The organism is Pseudooceanicola antarcticus, from assembly GCF_900215355.1.
In the GTDB taxonomy this organism is placed as follows: Bacteria; Pseudomonadota; Alphaproteobacteria; order Rhodobacterales; family Rhodobacteraceae; genus Pseudooceanicola; species Pseudooceanicola antarcticus.
This window is the reverse complement of record NZ_OBEA01000006.1, coordinates 1-17,060: the sequence shown is the minus strand read 5'-3', so window position 1 is coordinate 17,060 and position 17,060 is coordinate 1. Positions and strand designations below refer to the sequence as shown.

Genomic DNA, 17,060 nt, shown 5'->3' with positions numbered 1-17,060 from the left:
CAATAACACTAAAGGTGCGTAGGATTTTTTCTTGACGAAATCCTAAACCTCTTGCATCAATGCACTCGACCCATTTGCGCCCGGAGCTGATCACCAGCTGCCGGGCGTTTTCGTTTCCTGACATCGAGGTTTCCCATGCCGCGCAAGATCTGCGTCGCTTTCGGCTGCGAAGAGTTGGCCGAGGCGGGGCTTTCGCATTGCCAGACGCATGAGGCGATCCGGCAGGAGAAGATCGCGGCGCGGAAGGCGGCGGCTCAGCAGAGCGAAGAGGCGCAGGCGAACCGGCGGCTCTATCGCTCCGCTGCCTGGCAGCGGGCGGCGAAGGGCTTCCTGGCGAAGCATCCGCTTTGCGCGCATTGCGCCGAGCTGGGGCTCGTCGTGCCGGCGCGCGAGGTCGATCACGTCGAGCCGCACCGTGGTGATCGGGCGAAGTTCTGGGATCGGTCGAACTGGCAGCCGCTCTGCAAGCCCTGCCACTCGCGCAAGACGGCCGGCGAGGTCTTTCACCGCACCCCCAGGGGGTAGGTCGAAAATCAGCGCCCAATCACCCTGACCGGTGAGGGGACCGACGTTTTCGTGCGCGCCTAATTGAGAAAAAAAGCCCAACTGAAAGGAGGGTAGGATGAAAGGGAAGAAGCCGACCCTCGACAACGTGGTGCCGATGAAGGGCGACACCTATCGCCCGACACCGCCGGCGCCCGAGTGGTTCCCGCATCCCGAGGCGGTCGAAGCCTGGGAACACCTGGCGCCGGTGATGATCGCCAAGAACCGGCTGGAGCCGCATCATGAAGATCTCTTTGCCGCCTATTGCGTGGCGGTCGGGGACTTCATCCGCTTCAGCGGCGAGCTGGCGCTTACTGGCAATTACTACGAGGTGAAGACCCGCAACGGTTTGCAGGAAAAGAAGCGGGCCGCCTGGGGGCAGCGCCAGGACGCGCTGGCCACGATGCAGAGGATCGGCGCGCTCTATGGCATGTCGCCGGTAGATGAAGCGCGCCTCGGCAATGGCGGCCAGGGCTCTTTCCTGGAGGAGCTGGAGAAGGCGATGCGCGGTGGTGCATCCTGACGACCATCCGGTCACGGCCTACGCCCGCGACGTGGTCGAGGGGCGGGTCGTGGCCGGCGAGCTCGTCACCATGGCCTGCGCGCGGCACCTCTCGGATCTGGAGACCGGCACCGAGCGGGGGTTGTACTTCGATCCTGAGGGCGCCGACCGGATTCTGAACTTCGCCAAGATCCTGCGGCACACCGAGGGGGCGCTGGCGGGCAAGGCCTTCGAGCTGCAGCCCTGGCAGGTCTTCCGTATGGGATCGGTCTTCGGCTGGAAGCGCGAGGGCGGGTTGCGCCGGTTCCGCAACACCTATCACCAGGTGGGCAAGAAGAACGGCAAGACCACCGACACGGCGGTGCCGATGCTGTTCTCGCAGCTGCTGGATGGCGAGGCGGCGCCGCAGGCCTATTGCGCGGCGACGACACGGGACCAGGCGGGGCTGCTGTTCCGGGGCATCAAGCGGATGATCAAGCATTCGCCGGTGCTGAGCCGGGGCATGGATGTCTACCGGACCCAGATCGAGAACCCGCACACCGACGGATTGATCGCCTGCCTGTCGCGGGACGGGAACAGCTCGGACGGGATCAACCCGCACTTCCTCGCGCGGGACGAGATGCACCGCTGGACCGACCGAGAGCTGGCCGAGACGATCACGGAATCGATGATCGCGCGGACCCAGCCCATCGACTGGGTGATCACCACGGCGGGCCATGACCGGGCCTCGCTCTGCGGCGAGCTGCGCGACTATGCCGAAAGCGTGCTGCGCGGCGACGTGCAGGATGATCGCTTCTTCGCCTACGTGGCCGAGCCGCCGGTCGACTGCGATCCGATGGACCCGGTGAGCTGGGCCAAGGGCAACCCGAACCTGGACGTGTCGAAGCCGCGGGCGGAGATCGAAGCGGCGGCGAAGCTGGCGCAGATCATCGCGGCCAAGATGCCGAACTTCCGGCGGTTCCACCTGAACCTCTGGACCGAGGGTGCCGAGACCTGGATTGCCAGGGATGTCTGGGACCAGGGCCGCGCGGCGGCGCCGCAGGATATCAGCGCTTTCCGGGGCCGGCGCGCCTGGGTTGGGCTCGACCTGTCGAACAAGGTCGACACCACGGCAATCGTGGTGGCGATCCCGGAAGGGGAGCAGATCCACGTCTTCGCCTATACCTTCCTGCCCGAGGGGCCGCGGGGCTTCATCCACCGCGCCCAGACCGAGAAGCGGGAATATGTCGGCTGGCAGCAGACCGGCTGGCTGGAGATCTGCAAGGGCGGATCGGTTGACGAGGAAGAGATCCGGGCGCGGCTGCACTGGCTGCGCAAGCACCTCGACATCCAGGAGGTCGCCTATGACCCCTGGGGCATGAAGTACCTGGCCGAGCGGCTGGAGAAGGACGGCTTCCCGATGGTCGAGCACCGCCAGGGCTTCGCCAGCATGTCCAACCCGATGAAGCGGGTGGAGGAGCTTGTGGCGCAGAACCGCATCCGCCACGGCGGCAACCCGGTGCTGGCCTGGCAGGTCGGCAACGTCCACCGCGACGAGGACGCCTCGGAGAACGTGAAGCCGAACAAGAAGAAGAGCACGGGCCGGATCGACGCGGCGGTGGCGATGATCATGGCGGTCGGCCGGGCCGTGGCCGGCAAGGGCAAGACGAAACACCGGGAGATCGAGGTGATATGAGTATTCTGGCAGCACTGACGCGCAGCCTTCGGGACGATCCTGTCCCGGCGGCGCGTTCCGAGCCGGTGATCAGCGCCGCCGCGCCGGTCGCCACCAGCGGTACGGCGCAGCCCGAGGCCTGGATGTACGATATCGGCTTCAACGGCTCGGGCAGCCGCGTGACGGCACTGCCTCGCGTGACGCCGGTGATGGCGCAGCGCCATGCCACCGTCACCGCCTGCTGCACGATCATCGCGGGCGACCTTGCCAAGCTGCCTCTGCAGGTCTGGCAGCGCGACGGCGAAGGCCGCGAGGTGCGGGTGCGCGAGCATGCCGCCGGCCACCTGCTGAACGTCGAGGCCTCGGAGGGCGTCACCGCCATGGTGACGCGCTTTGCCATGACCTACGCCTTCGCGCTGCGCGGCACCGCCTTTGCCTATGCGCCCCGCGACGGGGCCGGCGAGCTGACCATGATCGACTGGGTGCATCCCGACTTCTGCAGCGTGCTGCGCAACGGGCGGGCGCGGTTCTACGACTTCGAGGACGGGGCAGGAATCCGACGCCGTTCTCCGGGCCGCACCATGGTCCACCTGCGCTACATGTCCGAGGACGGCTGGACCGGGCGTAGCCCGATCTCGGTTGCGGCCGAGAGCTTCGGCATTGCCCTGGCCGGGCAGGAGGCGGCGGCGCGCTCGGCCTCGGGCACCTCGATGAAGGCCTATGCCAAGATCCAGGCCTTCGACGCAGACGAAGAGAACTACCAGCGCCAGCGGGAACGCCTGCGCCGGGCACTGCGCGACGAGGGCGACAACGGCATTCCGGTGATCGGCCCGGATGACGAGATCAAGCGGCTGGATCTCTCGGCCGCCGATCAGCAGCTGCTGGAGAGCCGCAAGTTCGACCGCGAGCAGATTGCCGCGACCTACCGGATGCCGCCCTCCAAGCTCCAGATGCTGGAGCATGGGGTGAAGGCGAATGGCCAGCAGCAGGCCATCGACTACCGTTCGGACTGCCTCAGCCACTGGGGCAGCTTCATCGAGACCCAGCTGGCCCTTGGTCTGCTGACCGAGGCCGAGCGGCGCCGGGGGCTCTTCCTGCGCCACAACTTCGACGCCCTGCTGCGGGCGACGACGAAGGAGCGCTACGAGGCGCTCAACAAGGCCGTGGGTGGCCCCTGGATGTCGCTGAACGAGGCGCGCCGGGAAGAGGGCTTGGGCGACGTGGCGGGCGGCGACGCGATCTATCCGCCGTCGAACATGACCCGTGACGAGAACCCGACAAAGGACAAGGAGACCGAGGAATGAGCCGACCGACCCTTCGCGCCCTGCTGGGCGGCAGCATCATGGCGCTGCACGAACCCGCCGCGCGGTGGCTGCTGGAACATCCGATGCCGCAGGCGATGGAGGATGACGAGGCGCGCGGCCCGGTGGCCTCCGCCGTCGAGCGCTTCGCGGTGGAGCGCAGCGTGGCGGTAGTGCCAGTGCGTGGTGTGCTGACGCCCAATTCCGCGGTGCTGGAACGCTGGTTCGGCTGGGCCACCTATCGCGGGCTGATCGAGACCTGCGAGCAGCTGGCGAGCGACGAGGCGGTCTCGGCGGTGGTGCTGGAACTCGACACGCCAGGCGGCGCGGTCCTTGGCTGTGCCGGGGCGGCGGCTGCCATCGCCGAATTGGACAAGGTGAAGCCGGTGCATGCGCTGGTAGATCCGCTGGCCGCCAGCGCGGGCTTCTGGCTCGCCAGCCAGGCACGCGAGATCTCGGTGGCGCCGGGCGCCGAGCTGGGCAGCATCGGGGCCGGGCTGATGACCGGGGCCTTCGTCCAGCCGGGGGCGGGCACCGGCCTGCAGCTCTTCGAGTTCACCTCACCCCATGCCCGCGCAAAATGGCCCGACCCTTCGACCGAGGAAGGCAAGGCCGAGCTGGAGCGCAGCCTGGCCGAGGCCGAGACGCGCTTCCATGAAGCCGCGGCGGCGGGCCGGGGCATGAGCGTGGAGGACCTGCGCAGCCGGGCCAGCGTCTCGGATGATCCCCGCGACGGCGGCGCTCTCTTTGACGGTGCCGAGGCGATCTCGCGCGGGTTGGCCGACCAGGTCGAGACCCGGCGCGCCTTCTATACCCGCATCCTCGGCACCTATGCGCCGGCACCGCGCAAGGCGCGCAGCGCCCGCAGCCGCGGCGCTTCGGCGCTGGCTCTCGCAGCCCAGGCATCTGCCCTGAGCTGATCCCGACACTCTCGGAAACCCTGAGATCCCCGCCGCAGGTCGCGGCCGGGGCTGAACCGCTGCGCGCGTGCAGCATCCCCAAGGAGAAGATCCATGAACCTCGACGACCTGCGCCGCGCCCGGAAGGCCGCGGCTGACAAGATGAAGCTGGCGGCCGACAAGCTGTCCGAGCTGGACGGGGCCGAGAGCCCCGACGAGACCGCCCTGGCCGCGGCTCAGACCGAATTCGACGGCGCCGAAACCGAGTTCCAGGCGGCCGACAAGAAGGTGAAGCGCGCCGAGGCGGTCGAGGCCGCCCAGTCTGCTGCCGCCACCGGTGATGCGCAGCAGCCCGGCACCCCCGCAGCCCCGACCGGTTCGGTCCCTGCACAGGCGCAGAACCCCGAGCACCAGGGTGTCGAGGTCGGCTTCATGGCGCTGGCCCTGGCGGCGAGCCGGGGTGACAAGGATCGCGCTGTGGCGATGCTGGAGCGCGAAGGCCATTCCGGCATCGGCGCCACCCTGGACTCGACCACGGAAAGCGCGGGCGGCGTGCTTGTGCCGCGTCCGCTGGCCAGCCAGATCATCACCCTGCTGCGTCCGCGCGTGGTGGTGCGCAAGGCCGGTGCGCGCACCGTGCCGATGTCGGCGGGCGAGCTGCGCCATGCCAAGCAGACCGGCGGCGCGACCGCCAGCTACGGCGGCGAGATCGACCCGATTGTCGAGAGCGAGCCGAGCTTCGACAAGATCGACACCAAGCTGAAGAAGCTCAGCTCGCTGGTGCCGGTCTCCAACACGCTGCTGATGCGCGCGACGCTCGGCGGTGCCCAGATGATCCGCGACGACATGCTGAAGGTCATGGCGCTGCGCGAGGACCTGGCCTTCCTGCGCAATGACGGCTCGGGCGATCTGCCGAAGGGCCTGCGCTACTGGGCGCCGGTGGCGAACTGGGATGCCGGTCCCGTTGCCGCAACGGCCATGGCGGCCGATACCGCGCTGCGCCGCTGCATTGCCCTGGTCGAGGATGCCAATGTCTCGATGACCTCGGGCGGCTGGATCATGCGCGCCAGCGCCAAGGCCTTCCTGTCGAGCCTGCGCGATGCCAACGGCAACACGCTCTATCCCGAGATCGAGCGCGCCGGCACGCTGAAGGGCTTCCCCGTCTACACGACCTCGCAGGTGCCGAACAACCTCGGCGCGGGCAGCAACGAGACCGAGATCTACTTCGCCGACTTCGCGGAGATGATGATCGGCGAGGGTGGCGATCTGCGCCTGGCGCAATCCACCGAGGCCTCCTTCGTGGATACCAGCGGCGACACGCAGTCGGCCTTCCAGCGCGACCTGACCCTGTTCCGGGCCATCGCCGAGCACGACTTCGCGCCCGAGCATGACGAGGCCATCGCGGGCTTCAACGCTGCCGACTGGTCGCTGCAGGCGGCCTGATCCCCTGCGCCGGGATGACCCCGGTGCAGCCCTTTCCCTCTGACATTGGAGACCCCGAGATGCTCACTCCCGTGACGTTCAAGAAACACGTCGGCCGCTACAATCCCGGCGAAACCGCAGGCTTCCTGCCGCAGCGGGCGGCCCAGTACATCGCCTCTGGCCTGGCGGTCGCCTACCAGGCACCGAAGACGACCTCGGCCAAGGCAACCGAGGCGTCCGAGGCCGCGCAGGCCCTGGCCGAAGCGCAGACCCTCAAGGCCGAGATGGAGGCGCGGGCCGCCGAGCTCGACGCCCGCGAGGCCGCTCTGGCCGAGAAGGAAGCGGGTGGAGCCACCACCTCGGCCAAGTCCGACGCCGGCATTCCGCCTGCGCAGGGCGCCAAGACCGCTGCCAAGAAGTAAGGCGGGCCGATGCAACTGACCGGGGAAGCACCTGCGCTCGCGGTGAGCGTTGCCGAGTATCGCAGGGCCACGGGCTTCATCGAGGCCGATGCCGAGGCGGATCTGCTGATCGAAAGCTATCTGCGCGCGGCGCAATCGGTGGTCGAGGCGGGCACCAATTGCCCGCTCGGGCGGCGCTCGGTGCGGCTGTCCTTCGCGGCGCGGCCGGGGCTGCTGCGCTGGTGGTTCCCCTGTGCGCCGGTGGCGGAGGTCACCGGCGTGAAGCTGATCCAGGGCGACGGTGAAACCACCGTCGCCCTGCCGGATCTGGGACTGCGGATGCTGCAGGATGAGCCGCAGATCCTGTTCCCGCTCGGCACCGTCGCCGGTGGCCCGGCGGTGATTGAGGTGGAGGCCGAGGTGGGCGCTGACGTGGCCGACCCTCGGCTGAAGCAGGCCATCATCCTGATCGCCAAGGAATGGCGCGATGCGGGGATTGCGGTTGATCAGCCCGACGTGGCGCGGCCGAGCTACGGTGCGCGCCATCTGATGAAACAGGCGCGCTACCAGCGCCCCGCCCAAACGGAGTTCTTCTGACATGGCCCAGTCACAGGGTGCGCCGCTGTCGCGCGGGCGCGAGGTGCTGCTGCGTGACCGGCTGGTGGTCTTCGAGCGGTCCGTCGAGACTGGACGCACTGCGCTGAACGAGCCGACCTACCAGTGGTCAGAGATCGGGCGCTCCTGGGCGGCTGTCGAGAACCTCGGCGCGCAGGAACAGGTGGCGCTGCAGATCGAGGGGCTGGTGGCCGCTGTGCGCGTCCTGGTGCTGGACACGCCGCAGGCGCGCAGCATCACGCTTGCGGACCGCCTGCAGGTGCTGGGCGAGACCTGGGACATCGTGGGCAGGGGGCCTCATGCGGTGCGCCGGGGTGTCTTTGCCTTCGCAGCGGCCCGAGCAGCCCCTGGAGCTCTGTCATGAAGGCGGCTCTGACGGCTCTGCTGCTGGCCGATCCAGATCTGCAGGCGCGGATCGGCAGCCGGATCAACTGGGGCACACCGCCGGCCCATGCGGCGGGCTTTCCCTGCCTCAACCTGACGATGGTCAGCGCGCCGGTGACCTACACGCTCGACGGCGAGGTGGAAACCCAGAGCTGCACAGTCCAGGTCGACGCCTGGGCGCAGACTGCCAGCGAGGCCGAGGTGCTTCGCTGGGAAGTGCGCAGCCTGCTCTCGGGCTACAGGGGCACGACCGGGGGAGTGCGCTTCCGTGGTGCCTTCGTGAGGGGCTCGCGGGATCTCGACGGGCGCGGGCTTGGCGACCTCGGGCCACTCTTCGGGATGTCGATTGACCTGTCGATCCGCTGGAACGCGGCATGAAGATCGATCTAAAAACCCATGGCTGGGATGAGCTGGAGCGCGCTCTCAATGAGCTGCCGAAGCACACCACGCGCAAGTCGCTGGTGCGGCGCATCCTGAAGCGGGCGGCGCAGATCTTCGCGGATCGCGCGAACGCGCTGGCGCCGCGCGGGGCCTCAGGCGCGCTTGAAGAGAGCTATGGTGCCGGCGCCCGGCTGACGAAGCGCCAGGCCGCGCAGGCCCGGCGCGAAGGGCGGGCCGATGTCTTCATGTACGCGGGCACCTCTGACCCGGCGGGGCTCCAGCAGGAGTTCGGCAACGCGAACCACGCGGCCCAGCCCCATGCCCGGCCTGCCTGGGACGAAACCAAGCAAGAGATCTTCGACCAGATCCGCGACGACATGCGTGTCGAGGTCGAGAAGGCTGCCGCGCGGGCGCGGCGGAAAGCGGCGCGCCTGGCGCGCAAATCCTGAACGGCAGAAAGGAAATCCAATGCCCGGTGAAACCGAACTGTTTGGCGGCAGCGTCGAACGCTCCGAGGACGGCGTGACTTTTACCCCCGTCGCCAAGGTCACGGGGGTGAGCGTCCCCACGCTGACCAAGAACACGCGCCAGCGCACGACGCTGGACAGCCCCTCGAAGATTCACGAGTACGGCGAGGGCTTCGCCGAGCCGGGCGATCTTTCGATCTCCTGCCTCTATGACCGGGCCGGCTTTGTCGCCGCGAAGGCCGATGAGGCTCGCGCCGGCGGCACCTTTTACCGCATCACGCTGGAGAACGGCGACACCTTCGACTGCCTGATGATCACGCCCGTGGTCGAAGTCTCTGGCCTCGATCAGCTCGATGCCGATGCAACCTTCACCATCTCCGGCAAGACGACCGGCGAAACCGAGTTCACCGCGGGCGCCTGAGCCGCGCCCTGACGGGCCACCTGCAGCAGCTGCAGCGGCCGTTGAAAGGATACCGAAATGACCCTGAAGAACTACGTGGATCTCGCGCCCAAGTCGGGCGGCGAGGGCTGGAAGCTTGCCTTCACCACCAACGCCATGTGCGCCTACGAAGACGAGACCGGCAAGGACTTCACCTCGGTGGCTGGTGCCCTGGCCGGCGCCGGCGAGGGCCGGATCTCGATGCGCGTCATGCGCACCATTCTCTGGGCGGGCCTGCTGGAATACCAGGAAGGCACCACCATGCGTGATGCGGGCGAGGTGCTGGACGCCTGCGGCATGACCCAGGTCGGCGGGGCCATCGCTGCCGCCATCCGCCTTGCCTTCCCGGAGGCGAAAGACAGCTCGGGAAACGGCGGCAAGGCCGGCAAGGCGGCGCCGGGCAAGGTCGAGGAACCGACTGGCAAGAGCTGATGCGCCAGTGGGTCGCGGCCGGTCAGGATCATGCCCGTTTCGGGCACCTGACCCTGCGCCAGATCGACCTTGTCCTGTCCGGGGTGCTTCTCGGGCAGGAACGGGCGGCGCGCCAGCGCCGGGGCGAGGTCTACAGCCTCGGTCAGCTGATGCTGGTCGCCTTCAATGACCCCAAGAAGTTCCCCAAGCCTGATGCCTTCATCGAGGGGCGCCGCAAGCGCGGCTCCTCGAGCATTGAGATCCGCGCCTACTTCCAGGGCCGGATCGCGCAGACCCGGGCCAAATCCGCAAAGAGAAAGAGCTGACAGATGTTCAAGGGCCTGATCGGCGCGCTGCGCATCGACCTCGGGATGAACTCGGCCGAGTTCCACAAGGGCATGAGCGACGCCACCCGTGGCATGCGCAACATGCAGAAGGAGTTCTCGGGCCTGGCGCGGGACTTCCGCAAGATCGGGGGGCGGATGTCGCTGGCCCTGACGGCGCCTTTGGTGGCCATCGGCAAGAAGTCGATGGACCTGCAGAAGGTCCAGGCGCAGGCGGTGGCGCAGGTGGATGCTGCGCTGGCCTCGATGGGGACCACGGCGGGCTTCACCTCGGCCGAGCTGCAGAAGGTAGCCAGCGAGCTGCAGGGCAATTCGCTCTTCGGAGATGAGGAAATCCTCGGCAAGGTCACCTCGAACCTGCTGACCTTCGGCAATGTCACCGGCGATGTCTTCAGCCGCGCGCAGAAGATGGCGCTGGATATGTCGGCGGCGCTTGGCCAGGACCTGCAGGGGTCCACCGTGATGCTGGGCAAGGCGCTGAACGATCCGGCCCAGGGGCTGACGGCGCTGAGCCGGGTCGGCGTATCCTTCAGCGAAGAGCAGAAGAAGCTGATCAAGACCATGGTCGAGGTCGGCGATGCCGCCGGCGCCCAGGAGCTGATGCTGACCGAGCTGGAAAAGCAGTAAGGCGGCCAGGCCGAGGCGCTGCGCAATCTGCCCTCGGGGCAGATCGAGGCGGCGATGATGGATATCGGCGATGCCATGGAGCAGGTCGGCGCGATCATCATGCCGGTGGTGGCGGGTATCGCGGGCGGGATCTCGGATATGGCGCTGGCCTTCCAGGGCCTGTCGCCCGAGGTGAAGCGCTTCCTGGTGGTCGGTGGGGCCGTCGCGGCGACCCTCGGCCCGGCGCTGCTGGCGCTTGGCGGGCTTGCGGCGGCGGCTTCGGCGCTGCTGCCAGTGGTGGTGGCCATCGCCTCGCCGGTCGGCCTGCTGGTCGCGGGCTTTGCCGGGCTGGCTGCGGGCGCGGTCTATGTCGGGCTGAAGGTGAAGGGAATGGCCGAAGCGGTCGGAGGCTTCGGCCAGCTGATGCGCCTGGTCAAGGACGTGGTGGCGGAGACCTGGGATCGGATCGAGATGCGGGTGCAGGCCGTCGGCGCAAGCATCGCGGCGACCTTCCAGGAGCTGAGGGCCGATGCGGCGGACTGGCTGGCGAGCACCGTTGACCGCTTCACCGGCTTTGCCAATGGCGCGGTGAATACCTTCCAGGGCGCCTTCGATGCGATCAAGGTGCTCTGGTCGAGCCTGCCCCAGGTGATGGGTGATATCGTCTTCTCGACGGCCAACCGGATGATCGACGGCATTGAGGCGATGCTGAACGGTGCGATCCGGCGCGTGGAAGCCTTCACGATGAAGATCGGCGAGGCCCTGCGGGCGGTCGGCATTGACACGGCCTTCGGAGAGCTGGGCAGCGTCGACCTGGGCGGCATTGCGAACCCCTATGCCGGCGCCGCCGAGGTTGCCCGCTCGCAAATGTCCGAGGCCTTCGGCGCGGCCTTTGACGAGGATGCGCTGAAGGCGCCCGTCGAGGGGCTCGACCGAACGGTTCGGGATGCGCTGCAGGCGGCGGAGGACTTCCGCACGGCGGCCAGTGATCTGACCGCTGGAGCAGAAGCGCCTCTCGCATCGGTGAAAGCGCTTGGCGAGGCCACATCCGATGCGGGGACCAAAGGCGAAGAGGCTGCCGAGGGAGCCCAGGACGGCGCGGAAGGCGTCACCACGGCGATCACCACCACCAGCGATGCGGTGCAGGGCCTGGGCGATGACTTCGACGATCTTGGCGGCTCGGGCGGCAAGGCAATGAAGAAGGTGAAGGACGGCGCCAAGGACGCGGCCAAGGATCTCTATGGCCTGCAGGGTGCCTTTGACAGCGCTCTGTCCTCGCTCGCCAAGGGAGACATGGCCGGCGCCTTCGGCAACCTGAAGTCCGGGATCTCCTCGGCGGCCAGTGATGCTTTCGGCGGGCTGCTCTCGACCTCCTTCGGCAAGGGCGGCGGCGGCTTTGCCGGGATCTGGGGCGGCCTTCAGGGCGCCTTCAGCGGCGTGACTTCGGCGCTCTCCGGGATCGGCGGCGGGCTGGTCTCCAGCCTTGGTGCCATCGGGGGCGCGATCTCGGCTGCGCTGCCGATCATCGGCGCGGTGACGGCGGTGGTCGGTCTGATCAAGGGCTTCAGCTCGAAGAAGCTGGTCGGCTCGGGCCTGCAGCTCGGGGTCGAGGGGGGCGACCTGACGGGTGGCACCTTCGAGACCATCAAGAAGACGAGCTTCTGGGGGCTCTTCTCCCGCACCAGCACCAACCTGACCGCCTTCGATGCAGAGGCGCGAGAGGTGCTTGGCGCGCAGTTGGCGCAGGTCCAGGGCGCCGTGCGCGAGACCTTCGGGCAGGCCGGACTGGATGTGACCTCGGCCATGGTCGAGGGCGTCGACTTCGCCATGCAGAAGATCGACACCCGCGACATGTCCGAAGCGGAGATCGAGGAGGCCGTGGCGGGCTGGTTCTCTGGCTATGCCGACGCGATCTCGCAGGCCATCGCGGGGCTCAGCTTCGACCAGGTCGAGGTCTTCGCCGCGATCAAGACGATGATCGAGCCGCTCGGTCAGGCCTTCCGGGGCACCTTTGAGGACATGGCCCTTGCGGCCGAGGACCTGGCCGGGATCGCCGGCGGCGTGGATGCGCTGGCGGGCAATCTCTCGAGCTTTGCCGACAGCTTCTTCAGCGATGCCGAGCGGCTCCAGATGGCCAGTGACGCGCTGCAGGCGCAGTTTGAAGGCCTGGGGCTGGCCGTGCCTGAGACGGCGCGTCAGTTCCGCGAGCTGGTGATGAGCCAGGACCTGATGACAGAGGCCGGGCGCGAGACCTACGCGGCGCTGCTCTCCCTGTCGGATCTCTTCGCCAAGGTCGAAGGCGGCATCGACAGCCTGAGCGGCGCGGCCGACCTGGGCAGCTTCTATGCCAGCGAGTTCGACGCCCGCCTGGCAGCCATCGCCGAGGCGCGAGGCTACTCGGCCGATGTCTGGGCGCAGGGCGATGCCGGGGTCACTCTTGGCGGGACGCTGCGCCAGCTCTCCGAGGGAGGGACCGCGCAGACCACGACCCTGCGCCGCCTCGTCAGCCTCATGGAAAACTGGGATGCCTGGGGCACCCCGCCTGAACGGGAGATCGGCTGACATGTATGTCGCGCGTGAGTTCTCGCCTGACCTCGACCAGGTGCAAAGCTCGATTGTCGAGGATGAGGCGCCTGCCTGGGATGCCGGGACAAGCTATGCCCTGAATGATCGGGTGATCCGGGGGCATCGGATTTACCAGTCGGTGATCGCGGATAACCTCGGTATCGACCCCACGCTGGAAGACCAGTCGGCGCTGGCTGCCCGCTGGGTCTTCGACCGCTTCACGAATGCCTTCTCGGCCTTCGACGGGATACTCAGCAATCCGACAGTGGCCTCGGACGATCCCGGCGCCTCTGTGCCCTGGCTCGACCCTGGGCTCGGGATCGACCCGGCGACCACGCCGGTGATCCTCGACATTCCCGGAATCTCGTGGGTCGATACGCTCATTCTCTTCGGGGTCGTCGCCACCTCGGCGCGGGTGATCTGCTACGACGTGGCCGATGCGGTGCTTCGGGACACCGAGACCAACCTTTCCGGGCGCCAGGTGAGCAATTGGTGGGAATGGTTTGCCGAGCCCTTCGAGGGCTTCCAGGACAAGCTGGTGGATCTCTCGGTGCCCGGCACCACGGCGCGTATCCTGATCGCGCTCAGTGGCGCCGAGGTCAGCCTGGGAGAGGTCTTCCTTGGCGACCAGCTCTTTGTCGGCGACGGCATGGCGCAGCGTACCGAGGGCCGGTCAGTCGGTGGCACCCGCTACAGCTTCAACGACTACGGCTCGCTGACCCTGGCCAAAGGGCCGACCCGGATCGAGATGGATTATGCGGTGGTTGCCTCACACGCGCTCTGGAAACAGGTCAAGCCGCAGCTCGACCGCCTGTCTGGTTCGCTGGTCGCCACCATCGGCTCCGAGCTCCGCCCCTCCAGCATCCACTTCGGCATTCTCGGCCCGGTGCGCTGGCTGGAGGATCTGCCCGACGAATACGAATACTCCTTCACGATCATGGGGATTGCCTGATGCCTGTACCTGACTTCACGCCCTACGCCGGGCTGCTGCCCAGCGAAACCGACCCGGCGACCTTCCCGGCGCGCGCCGAGGCGCTGATGGCCTGGTTTACCCAGACCGGGGCACCGCAGCTGGCCGCCCTGGTCACCTTCCTCAATGGGCTCCTGGAGGATGAGGCGACCGTGCTCGATGCGCTGGATGCGCTGGAGGACTCGCTCGGTGGCCTGGCCTTTCGGGATGTCCTCAATGAACTCGACTTCGCCAGCGACAGCGAGGAGCGCCCGCCGAGCCAGAAGAGCGTCGGAGCTTTCGCGCGCTCAGTTGCCGTGCCACAGGCACAGTTCTCATACACCGAGCCTGCGGGGGTCACGGGAAACGCTTGGAACACTTCGGCGTTCACCAAGCTTGATATCAATACAGAGGACAAGAACGACCTGGATATCACGTTGTCCGCCAACACTCTGACATTCGGGGCGGCGGGCACGTATTGGGTGGAGGCGTGGAGCAATGTCCGCAACAACAGCACGGGGAGCAGGCACTTCGCTTGCAGGCTCCAGAACGCCACGGCGATGACAACGGCAGTGATTGGTGCAGGCACTGCGGCTACCGCGAATGGGCCGTCTGCGAACATGCATGTTTCCGGGCAATTCACCGTTGCCGAAGGCGATGTCATCGAGCTGCAAGGCTACGCCAGTGGCAGCATCGTTGCCCCTAACCCAGCCAATCTTGGTCAGACGGAACTGTATTCTGTGGTCAAGTTCTGGAGGGTTTCGTGACACCCCATCCTGACTTCGATCTCGGTCTCGGCATTGGAAACCGAGGCGTCGACACGCATCAGGCACTGGGCTTGATTGGGGCAGTCTGAAATCGGCCAGCATCGCTATGCCGAGTGTGCAATGAGCGCTGCCGGCGGAACTCTCAAACGACAGGGGACTGGACAGATGGATGAAGCCCGCCTCGCGCGGATCGAAGAGAAGCTCGACAAGTTGAGCGATGCCGTGGTCGCCATGGCTCGGATGGAAGAGCAGATGATCACGCTCTTCAAGCGGATGGACCGCTATGATGCGGACCAACGTGAGCTGATGCGCCAGGTCGCACAGCTGGAGCGGATCAGCATCGGGCGCGGGGCATTCTTCCGCTCCTTCGACAAGGCCTTCTGGCTGGCACTCGGCGGCGCGGCCTCCTTGCTGATCGGCTGGCTGCAGACCCGGCTTTGATCCGGCGCGGCGCTACTGCGCGTCGCGCTCCGCAAGGGCATTTTCCAGCAGCGCGATGGTCTCGTCATAGGTGTCGCGGCATTTCGAGAACATGCTGCGCTGCTCGACGTAGAAATCGCGCCAGCGCTCCAGCGTGTCCAGCGGATAGGTGTTGTGCCAGGTCGCCAGCTGAAGGGTGAAGGTGCCGGCGGCGCGGTCGATCTTGCAGTACTTCTCGGTCATGGCGGCCTTCTGACGCCGCTCTCTCGGATGTTCAAGACGGGCATTCGTGTCATCGGCCTCGCGCATTGCGCGGGGCCTTTTCCTTTCCTGGAGGTTCCCATGAAACTACGCCTGCTTTCCAACTGGCAGAGCATCCTGCGCTACGCCTGGTCGATCTGGCTGATGCTGGCCTGCGCGGTGCTGATCCTGTGCTCGGTCGCCCTGATGTTCCTCGATGCCCGCATGCTCGGCATCCCGGCGCCGGTCTTCGCGCTGCTGGCGGGCCTGCTGGCGGTGCTGGCGATCCCGGCGCGCGTGATCTTCCAGGAGAAGGTCGAGGCCTTCCTGGTCGAAGAGGATGGCGCCATGCGCATTGGTCTGCCGCGCAGCTGGTTCGGTCGTGGCGCGACCGGCGCGGCGGCGGTCATCGCCCTGGCAGTCAGCTTCATCGAGCCCTGGGAGGGCACCCGGCTGAAGGCCTACCTGGATATCGCCGGCATCCCCACGATCTGCACCGGCCACACCGAGGGCGTCGAGCTGGGCGATACGGCGACGGCCGCAGAGTGCCGCGAGATGTTCATGGCCGAGGTTGTCGCCTTCGAGGCGCGCATCCGGCCCTGTTTGCCCGAGTTGCTGCCGGAGCAGAGCCGCGCGGCCTTTGTCTCGGCCGCGTACAACATCGGGGCAGGGGCCTTCTGTGGCTCCTCGATGTCGCGCCGTGCGCTGGCCGGAGATCTCGCTGGCGCCTGTGATGCGCTGCTGATGTGGAACAAGGCCCGCATGAAGGGCCGGCTGCAGCCGGTGCGCGGACTGACGCGGCGGCGCGAGGCCGAGCGTGACCTCTGCCTGCAGGGGCTGGCGGCGTGATGCGGTTCCTGATGCCTTACCTGGCCGGAGGCGCGCTGGCGGCCTTCCTGGCTGCGGCCGGGCTTGCCTGGCTTCTCTCGGCCAAGGTCGACCGCCTGCAGGCGCGGGTGCAGACCCTCGACACCATGCTGACCGGCTGCAACGGCCGGGTGGCGGATCTTCACCTCGACAAGGAGCGCGACCATGCGGTGGACAGCATTCCCGATTCCGATCTCGGCCGTTCTGTGCCTGACCGCTGGCTCCTGCCTTCGGAATGAGCCGGCGGTGGTGGCGCCACCTCCCGGCCCGGCCTTCTGCGATGTCGAAGAGATGCGGATCTTCAGCCAGGCCGAGATCGACTGGCGGGCGGCAAATGCGCCCTGGAACCTGCGGCGGGATCTGAAGACCAACGCGACATGGGAGGCGGAGTGCCCTTGGAGGTGAAAGCCCCTCGACGTAAATGGCCAGGGGGCGGGTTCGTCTGATCCGGGATCGGTATGGCTCGTTGCCGTGAGCAAAAAGCCATACCGAAAGTTCTAAACGCCGACGCCTGAAAGCTCGCGTCTTGCGGCGGACGCCAGGAACGAAGAGCGCGTCATCTTCCTTGCCTTCGCGGTCTCATCTATCGCGCGGAGCAGTGACCGCTCCAAGGTCACGTTCACGCGTTCCGTGGCGGTGTCAGCCGGGATGTAGGGAACCGGCATCAGCGAAGCGCCGGCCGCCAGCTCTTCAGCTACGTCGGGGCGGGCTCGAAGATCATCGATGGACGCGCCGGCCACGTCGGGCTGGTCTTCGAACCAAAGGTCAAGTGCTTCAGCTGCAGCAGTGGGAATGTCATCCCAGGTGTCGGCAGCGGCAAAGGCTCCCGGTAGATCCGGGAAGGTAAGGCCGTATGCACTTCCTTCGTCGTGATGAACGAGGG

23 protein-coding genes are annotated in these 17,060 nt (G+C 67.3%); 21 read left to right on the top strand and 2 right to left on the bottom strand.

The window, feature by feature from the left end; translation table 11 throughout:
* Nucleotides 1-135: 135 nt before the first annotated feature.
* The 19 genes from CRO50_RS14810 (at nt 136) to CRO50_RS14720 (ending at nt 15,091) form a co-directional block, all read left to right on the top strand.
* Nucleotides 136-525 carry an HNH endonuclease signature motif containing protein gene (locus CRO50_RS14810; protein WP_099459234.1) on the top strand — a complete coding sequence of 130 codons (390 nt, stop codon included), beginning with the start codon at nt 136-138 and terminating at the stop codon, nt 523-525.
* Nucleotides 526-622: 97 nt separating this feature from the next.
* Entirely contained in the window at nt 623-1,066 is a 444-nt protein-coding gene (locus CRO50_RS14805) for a P27 family phage terminase small subunit (protein WP_097146711.1), read from the top strand.
* On the top strand, nt 1,053-2,720 hold the full coding sequence (locus CRO50_RS14800) for a terminase large subunit (protein ID WP_232617797.1): 1,668 nt from the start codon (nt 1,053-1,055) through the stop codon (nt 2,718-2,720). The genes CRO50_RS14805 and CRO50_RS14800 overlap by 14 nt, the downstream gene beginning before the upstream one ends.
* Entirely contained in the window at nt 2,717-4,003 is a 1,287-nt protein-coding gene (locus tag CRO50_RS14795) for a phage portal protein (RefSeq protein ID WP_097146710.1), read from the top strand. Before CRO50_RS14800 ends, CRO50_RS14795 begins: the two co-directional genes overlap by 4 nt.
* Nucleotides 4,000-4,920 carry a S49 family peptidase gene (locus tag CRO50_RS14790; RefSeq protein ID WP_097146709.1) on the top strand — a complete coding sequence of 307 codons (921 nt, stop codon included), beginning with the start codon at nt 4,000-4,002 and terminating at the stop codon, nt 4,918-4,920. The genes CRO50_RS14795 and CRO50_RS14790 overlap by 4 nt, the downstream gene beginning before the upstream one ends.
* Before the next feature lie 93 nt (nt 4,921-5,013).
* A complete protein-coding gene (locus tag CRO50_RS14785; RefSeq protein ID WP_097146708.1) occupies nt 5,014-6,342 on the top strand; it encodes a phage major capsid protein in 1,329 nt (442 codons plus the stop codon).
* 59 nt (nt 6,343-6,401) lie between these two features.
* Nucleotides 6,402-6,743, top strand: a complete 342-nt coding sequence (locus CRO50_RS14780) for a hypothetical protein (RefSeq protein ID WP_143516940.1) — start codon at nt 6,402-6,404, stop codon at nt 6,741-6,743.
* 9 nt (nt 6,744-6,752) lie between these two features.
* Nucleotides 6,753-7,319 (top strand): head-tail connector protein, encoded by a 567-nt coding sequence (locus CRO50_RS14775; RefSeq protein ID WP_097146706.1) that lies wholly within the window; start codon nt 6,753-6,755, stop codon nt 7,317-7,319.
* 1 nt (nt 7,320) lies between these two features.
* A complete protein-coding gene (locus tag CRO50_RS14770; RefSeq protein ID WP_097146705.1) occupies nt 7,321-7,701 on the top strand; it encodes a phage head completion protein in 381 nt (126 codons plus the stop codon).
* Nucleotides 7,698-8,099, top strand: coding sequence for a tail completion protein gp17 (gene gp17, locus CRO50_RS14765; RefSeq protein ID WP_097146704.1), 402 nt, complete (start codon nt 7,698-7,700; stop codon nt 8,097-8,099). The genes CRO50_RS14770 and gp17 overlap by 4 nt, the downstream gene beginning before the upstream one ends.
* A complete protein-coding gene (locus CRO50_RS14760) occupies nt 8,096-8,551 on the top strand; it encodes an HK97 gp10 family phage protein (RefSeq protein ID WP_097146703.1) in 456 nt (151 codons plus the stop codon). The genes gp17 and CRO50_RS14760 overlap by 4 nt, the downstream gene beginning before the upstream one ends.
* Before the next feature lie 19 nt (nt 8,552-8,570).
* Nucleotides 8,571-8,990, top strand: a complete 420-nt coding sequence (locus tag CRO50_RS14755) for a phage tail protein (RefSeq protein ID WP_097146702.1) — start codon at nt 8,571-8,573, stop codon at nt 8,988-8,990.
* A 57-nt stretch (nt 8,991-9,047) separates the two neighbouring features.
* On the top strand, nt 9,048-9,440 hold the full coding sequence (locus CRO50_RS14750; protein ID WP_097146701.1) for a hypothetical protein: 393 nt from the start codon (nt 9,048-9,050) through the stop codon (nt 9,438-9,440).
* On the top strand, nt 9,440-9,745 hold the full coding sequence (locus CRO50_RS14745; RefSeq protein ID WP_097146700.1) for a hypothetical protein: 306 nt from the start codon (nt 9,440-9,442) through the stop codon (nt 9,743-9,745). Before CRO50_RS14750 ends, CRO50_RS14745 begins: the two co-directional genes overlap by 1 nt.
* Nucleotides 9,746-9,748: 3 nt before the next feature.
* On the top strand, nt 9,749-10,390 hold the full coding sequence (locus CRO50_RS14740) for a phage tail length tape measure family protein (protein ID WP_097146699.1): 642 nt from the start codon (nt 9,749-9,751) through the stop codon (nt 10,388-10,390).
* 57 nt (nt 10,391-10,447) lie between these two features.
* Entirely contained in the window at nt 10,448-12,931 is a 2,484-nt protein-coding gene (locus CRO50_RS14735) for a hypothetical protein (protein ID WP_143516939.1), read from the top strand.
* A 1-nt stretch (nt 12,932) separates the two neighbouring features.
* Nucleotides 12,933-13,886, top strand: a complete 954-nt coding sequence (locus tag CRO50_RS14730) for a hypothetical protein (RefSeq protein ID WP_097146697.1) — start codon at nt 12,933-12,935, stop codon at nt 13,884-13,886.
* Complete coding sequence (locus tag CRO50_RS14725; RefSeq protein ID WP_097146696.1) at nt 13,886-14,650, top strand: hypothetical protein; 765 nt, start codon at nt 13,886-13,888, stop codon at nt 14,648-14,650. Before CRO50_RS14730 ends, CRO50_RS14725 begins: the two co-directional genes overlap by 1 nt.
* A 165-nt stretch (nt 14,651-14,815) precedes the next feature.
* Nucleotides 14,816-15,091, top strand: a complete 276-nt coding sequence (locus CRO50_RS14720) for a hypothetical protein (RefSeq protein WP_097146695.1) — start codon at nt 14,816-14,818, stop codon at nt 15,089-15,091.
* A gap of 12 nt (nt 15,092-15,103) precedes the next feature.
* On the opposite strand, the gene CRO50_RS14715 is transcribed toward CRO50_RS14720, so the two are convergent.
* The gene (locus tag CRO50_RS14715) at nt 15,104-15,313 is read right to left on the bottom strand and encodes a hypothetical protein (RefSeq protein WP_143516938.1); all 210 of its coding nucleotides are present in this window, start codon (nt 15,311-15,313) and stop codon (nt 15,104-15,106) included.
* A gap of 99 nt (nt 15,314-15,412) precedes the next feature.
* On the opposite strand from CRO50_RS14715, the gene CRO50_RS14710 reads away from it, so the two are divergent.
* Entirely contained in the window at nt 15,413-16,159 is a 747-nt protein-coding gene (locus CRO50_RS14710) for a lysozyme (RefSeq protein WP_198431809.1), read from the top strand.
* Nucleotides 16,159-16,416, top strand: a complete 258-nt coding sequence (locus tag CRO50_RS14705) for a hypothetical protein (protein ID WP_097146693.1) — start codon at nt 16,159-16,161, stop codon at nt 16,414-16,416. The genes CRO50_RS14710 and CRO50_RS14705 overlap by 1 nt, the downstream gene beginning before the upstream one ends.
* Before the next feature lie 258 nt (nt 16,417-16,674).
* Here CRO50_RS14705 and CRO50_RS14700 read toward each other — a convergent pair.
* A partial coding sequence (locus CRO50_RS14700) for a type II toxin-antitoxin system HicB family antitoxin (protein WP_097146692.1) occupies nt 16,675-17,060 on the bottom strand: 386 nt, incomplete at its 5' end.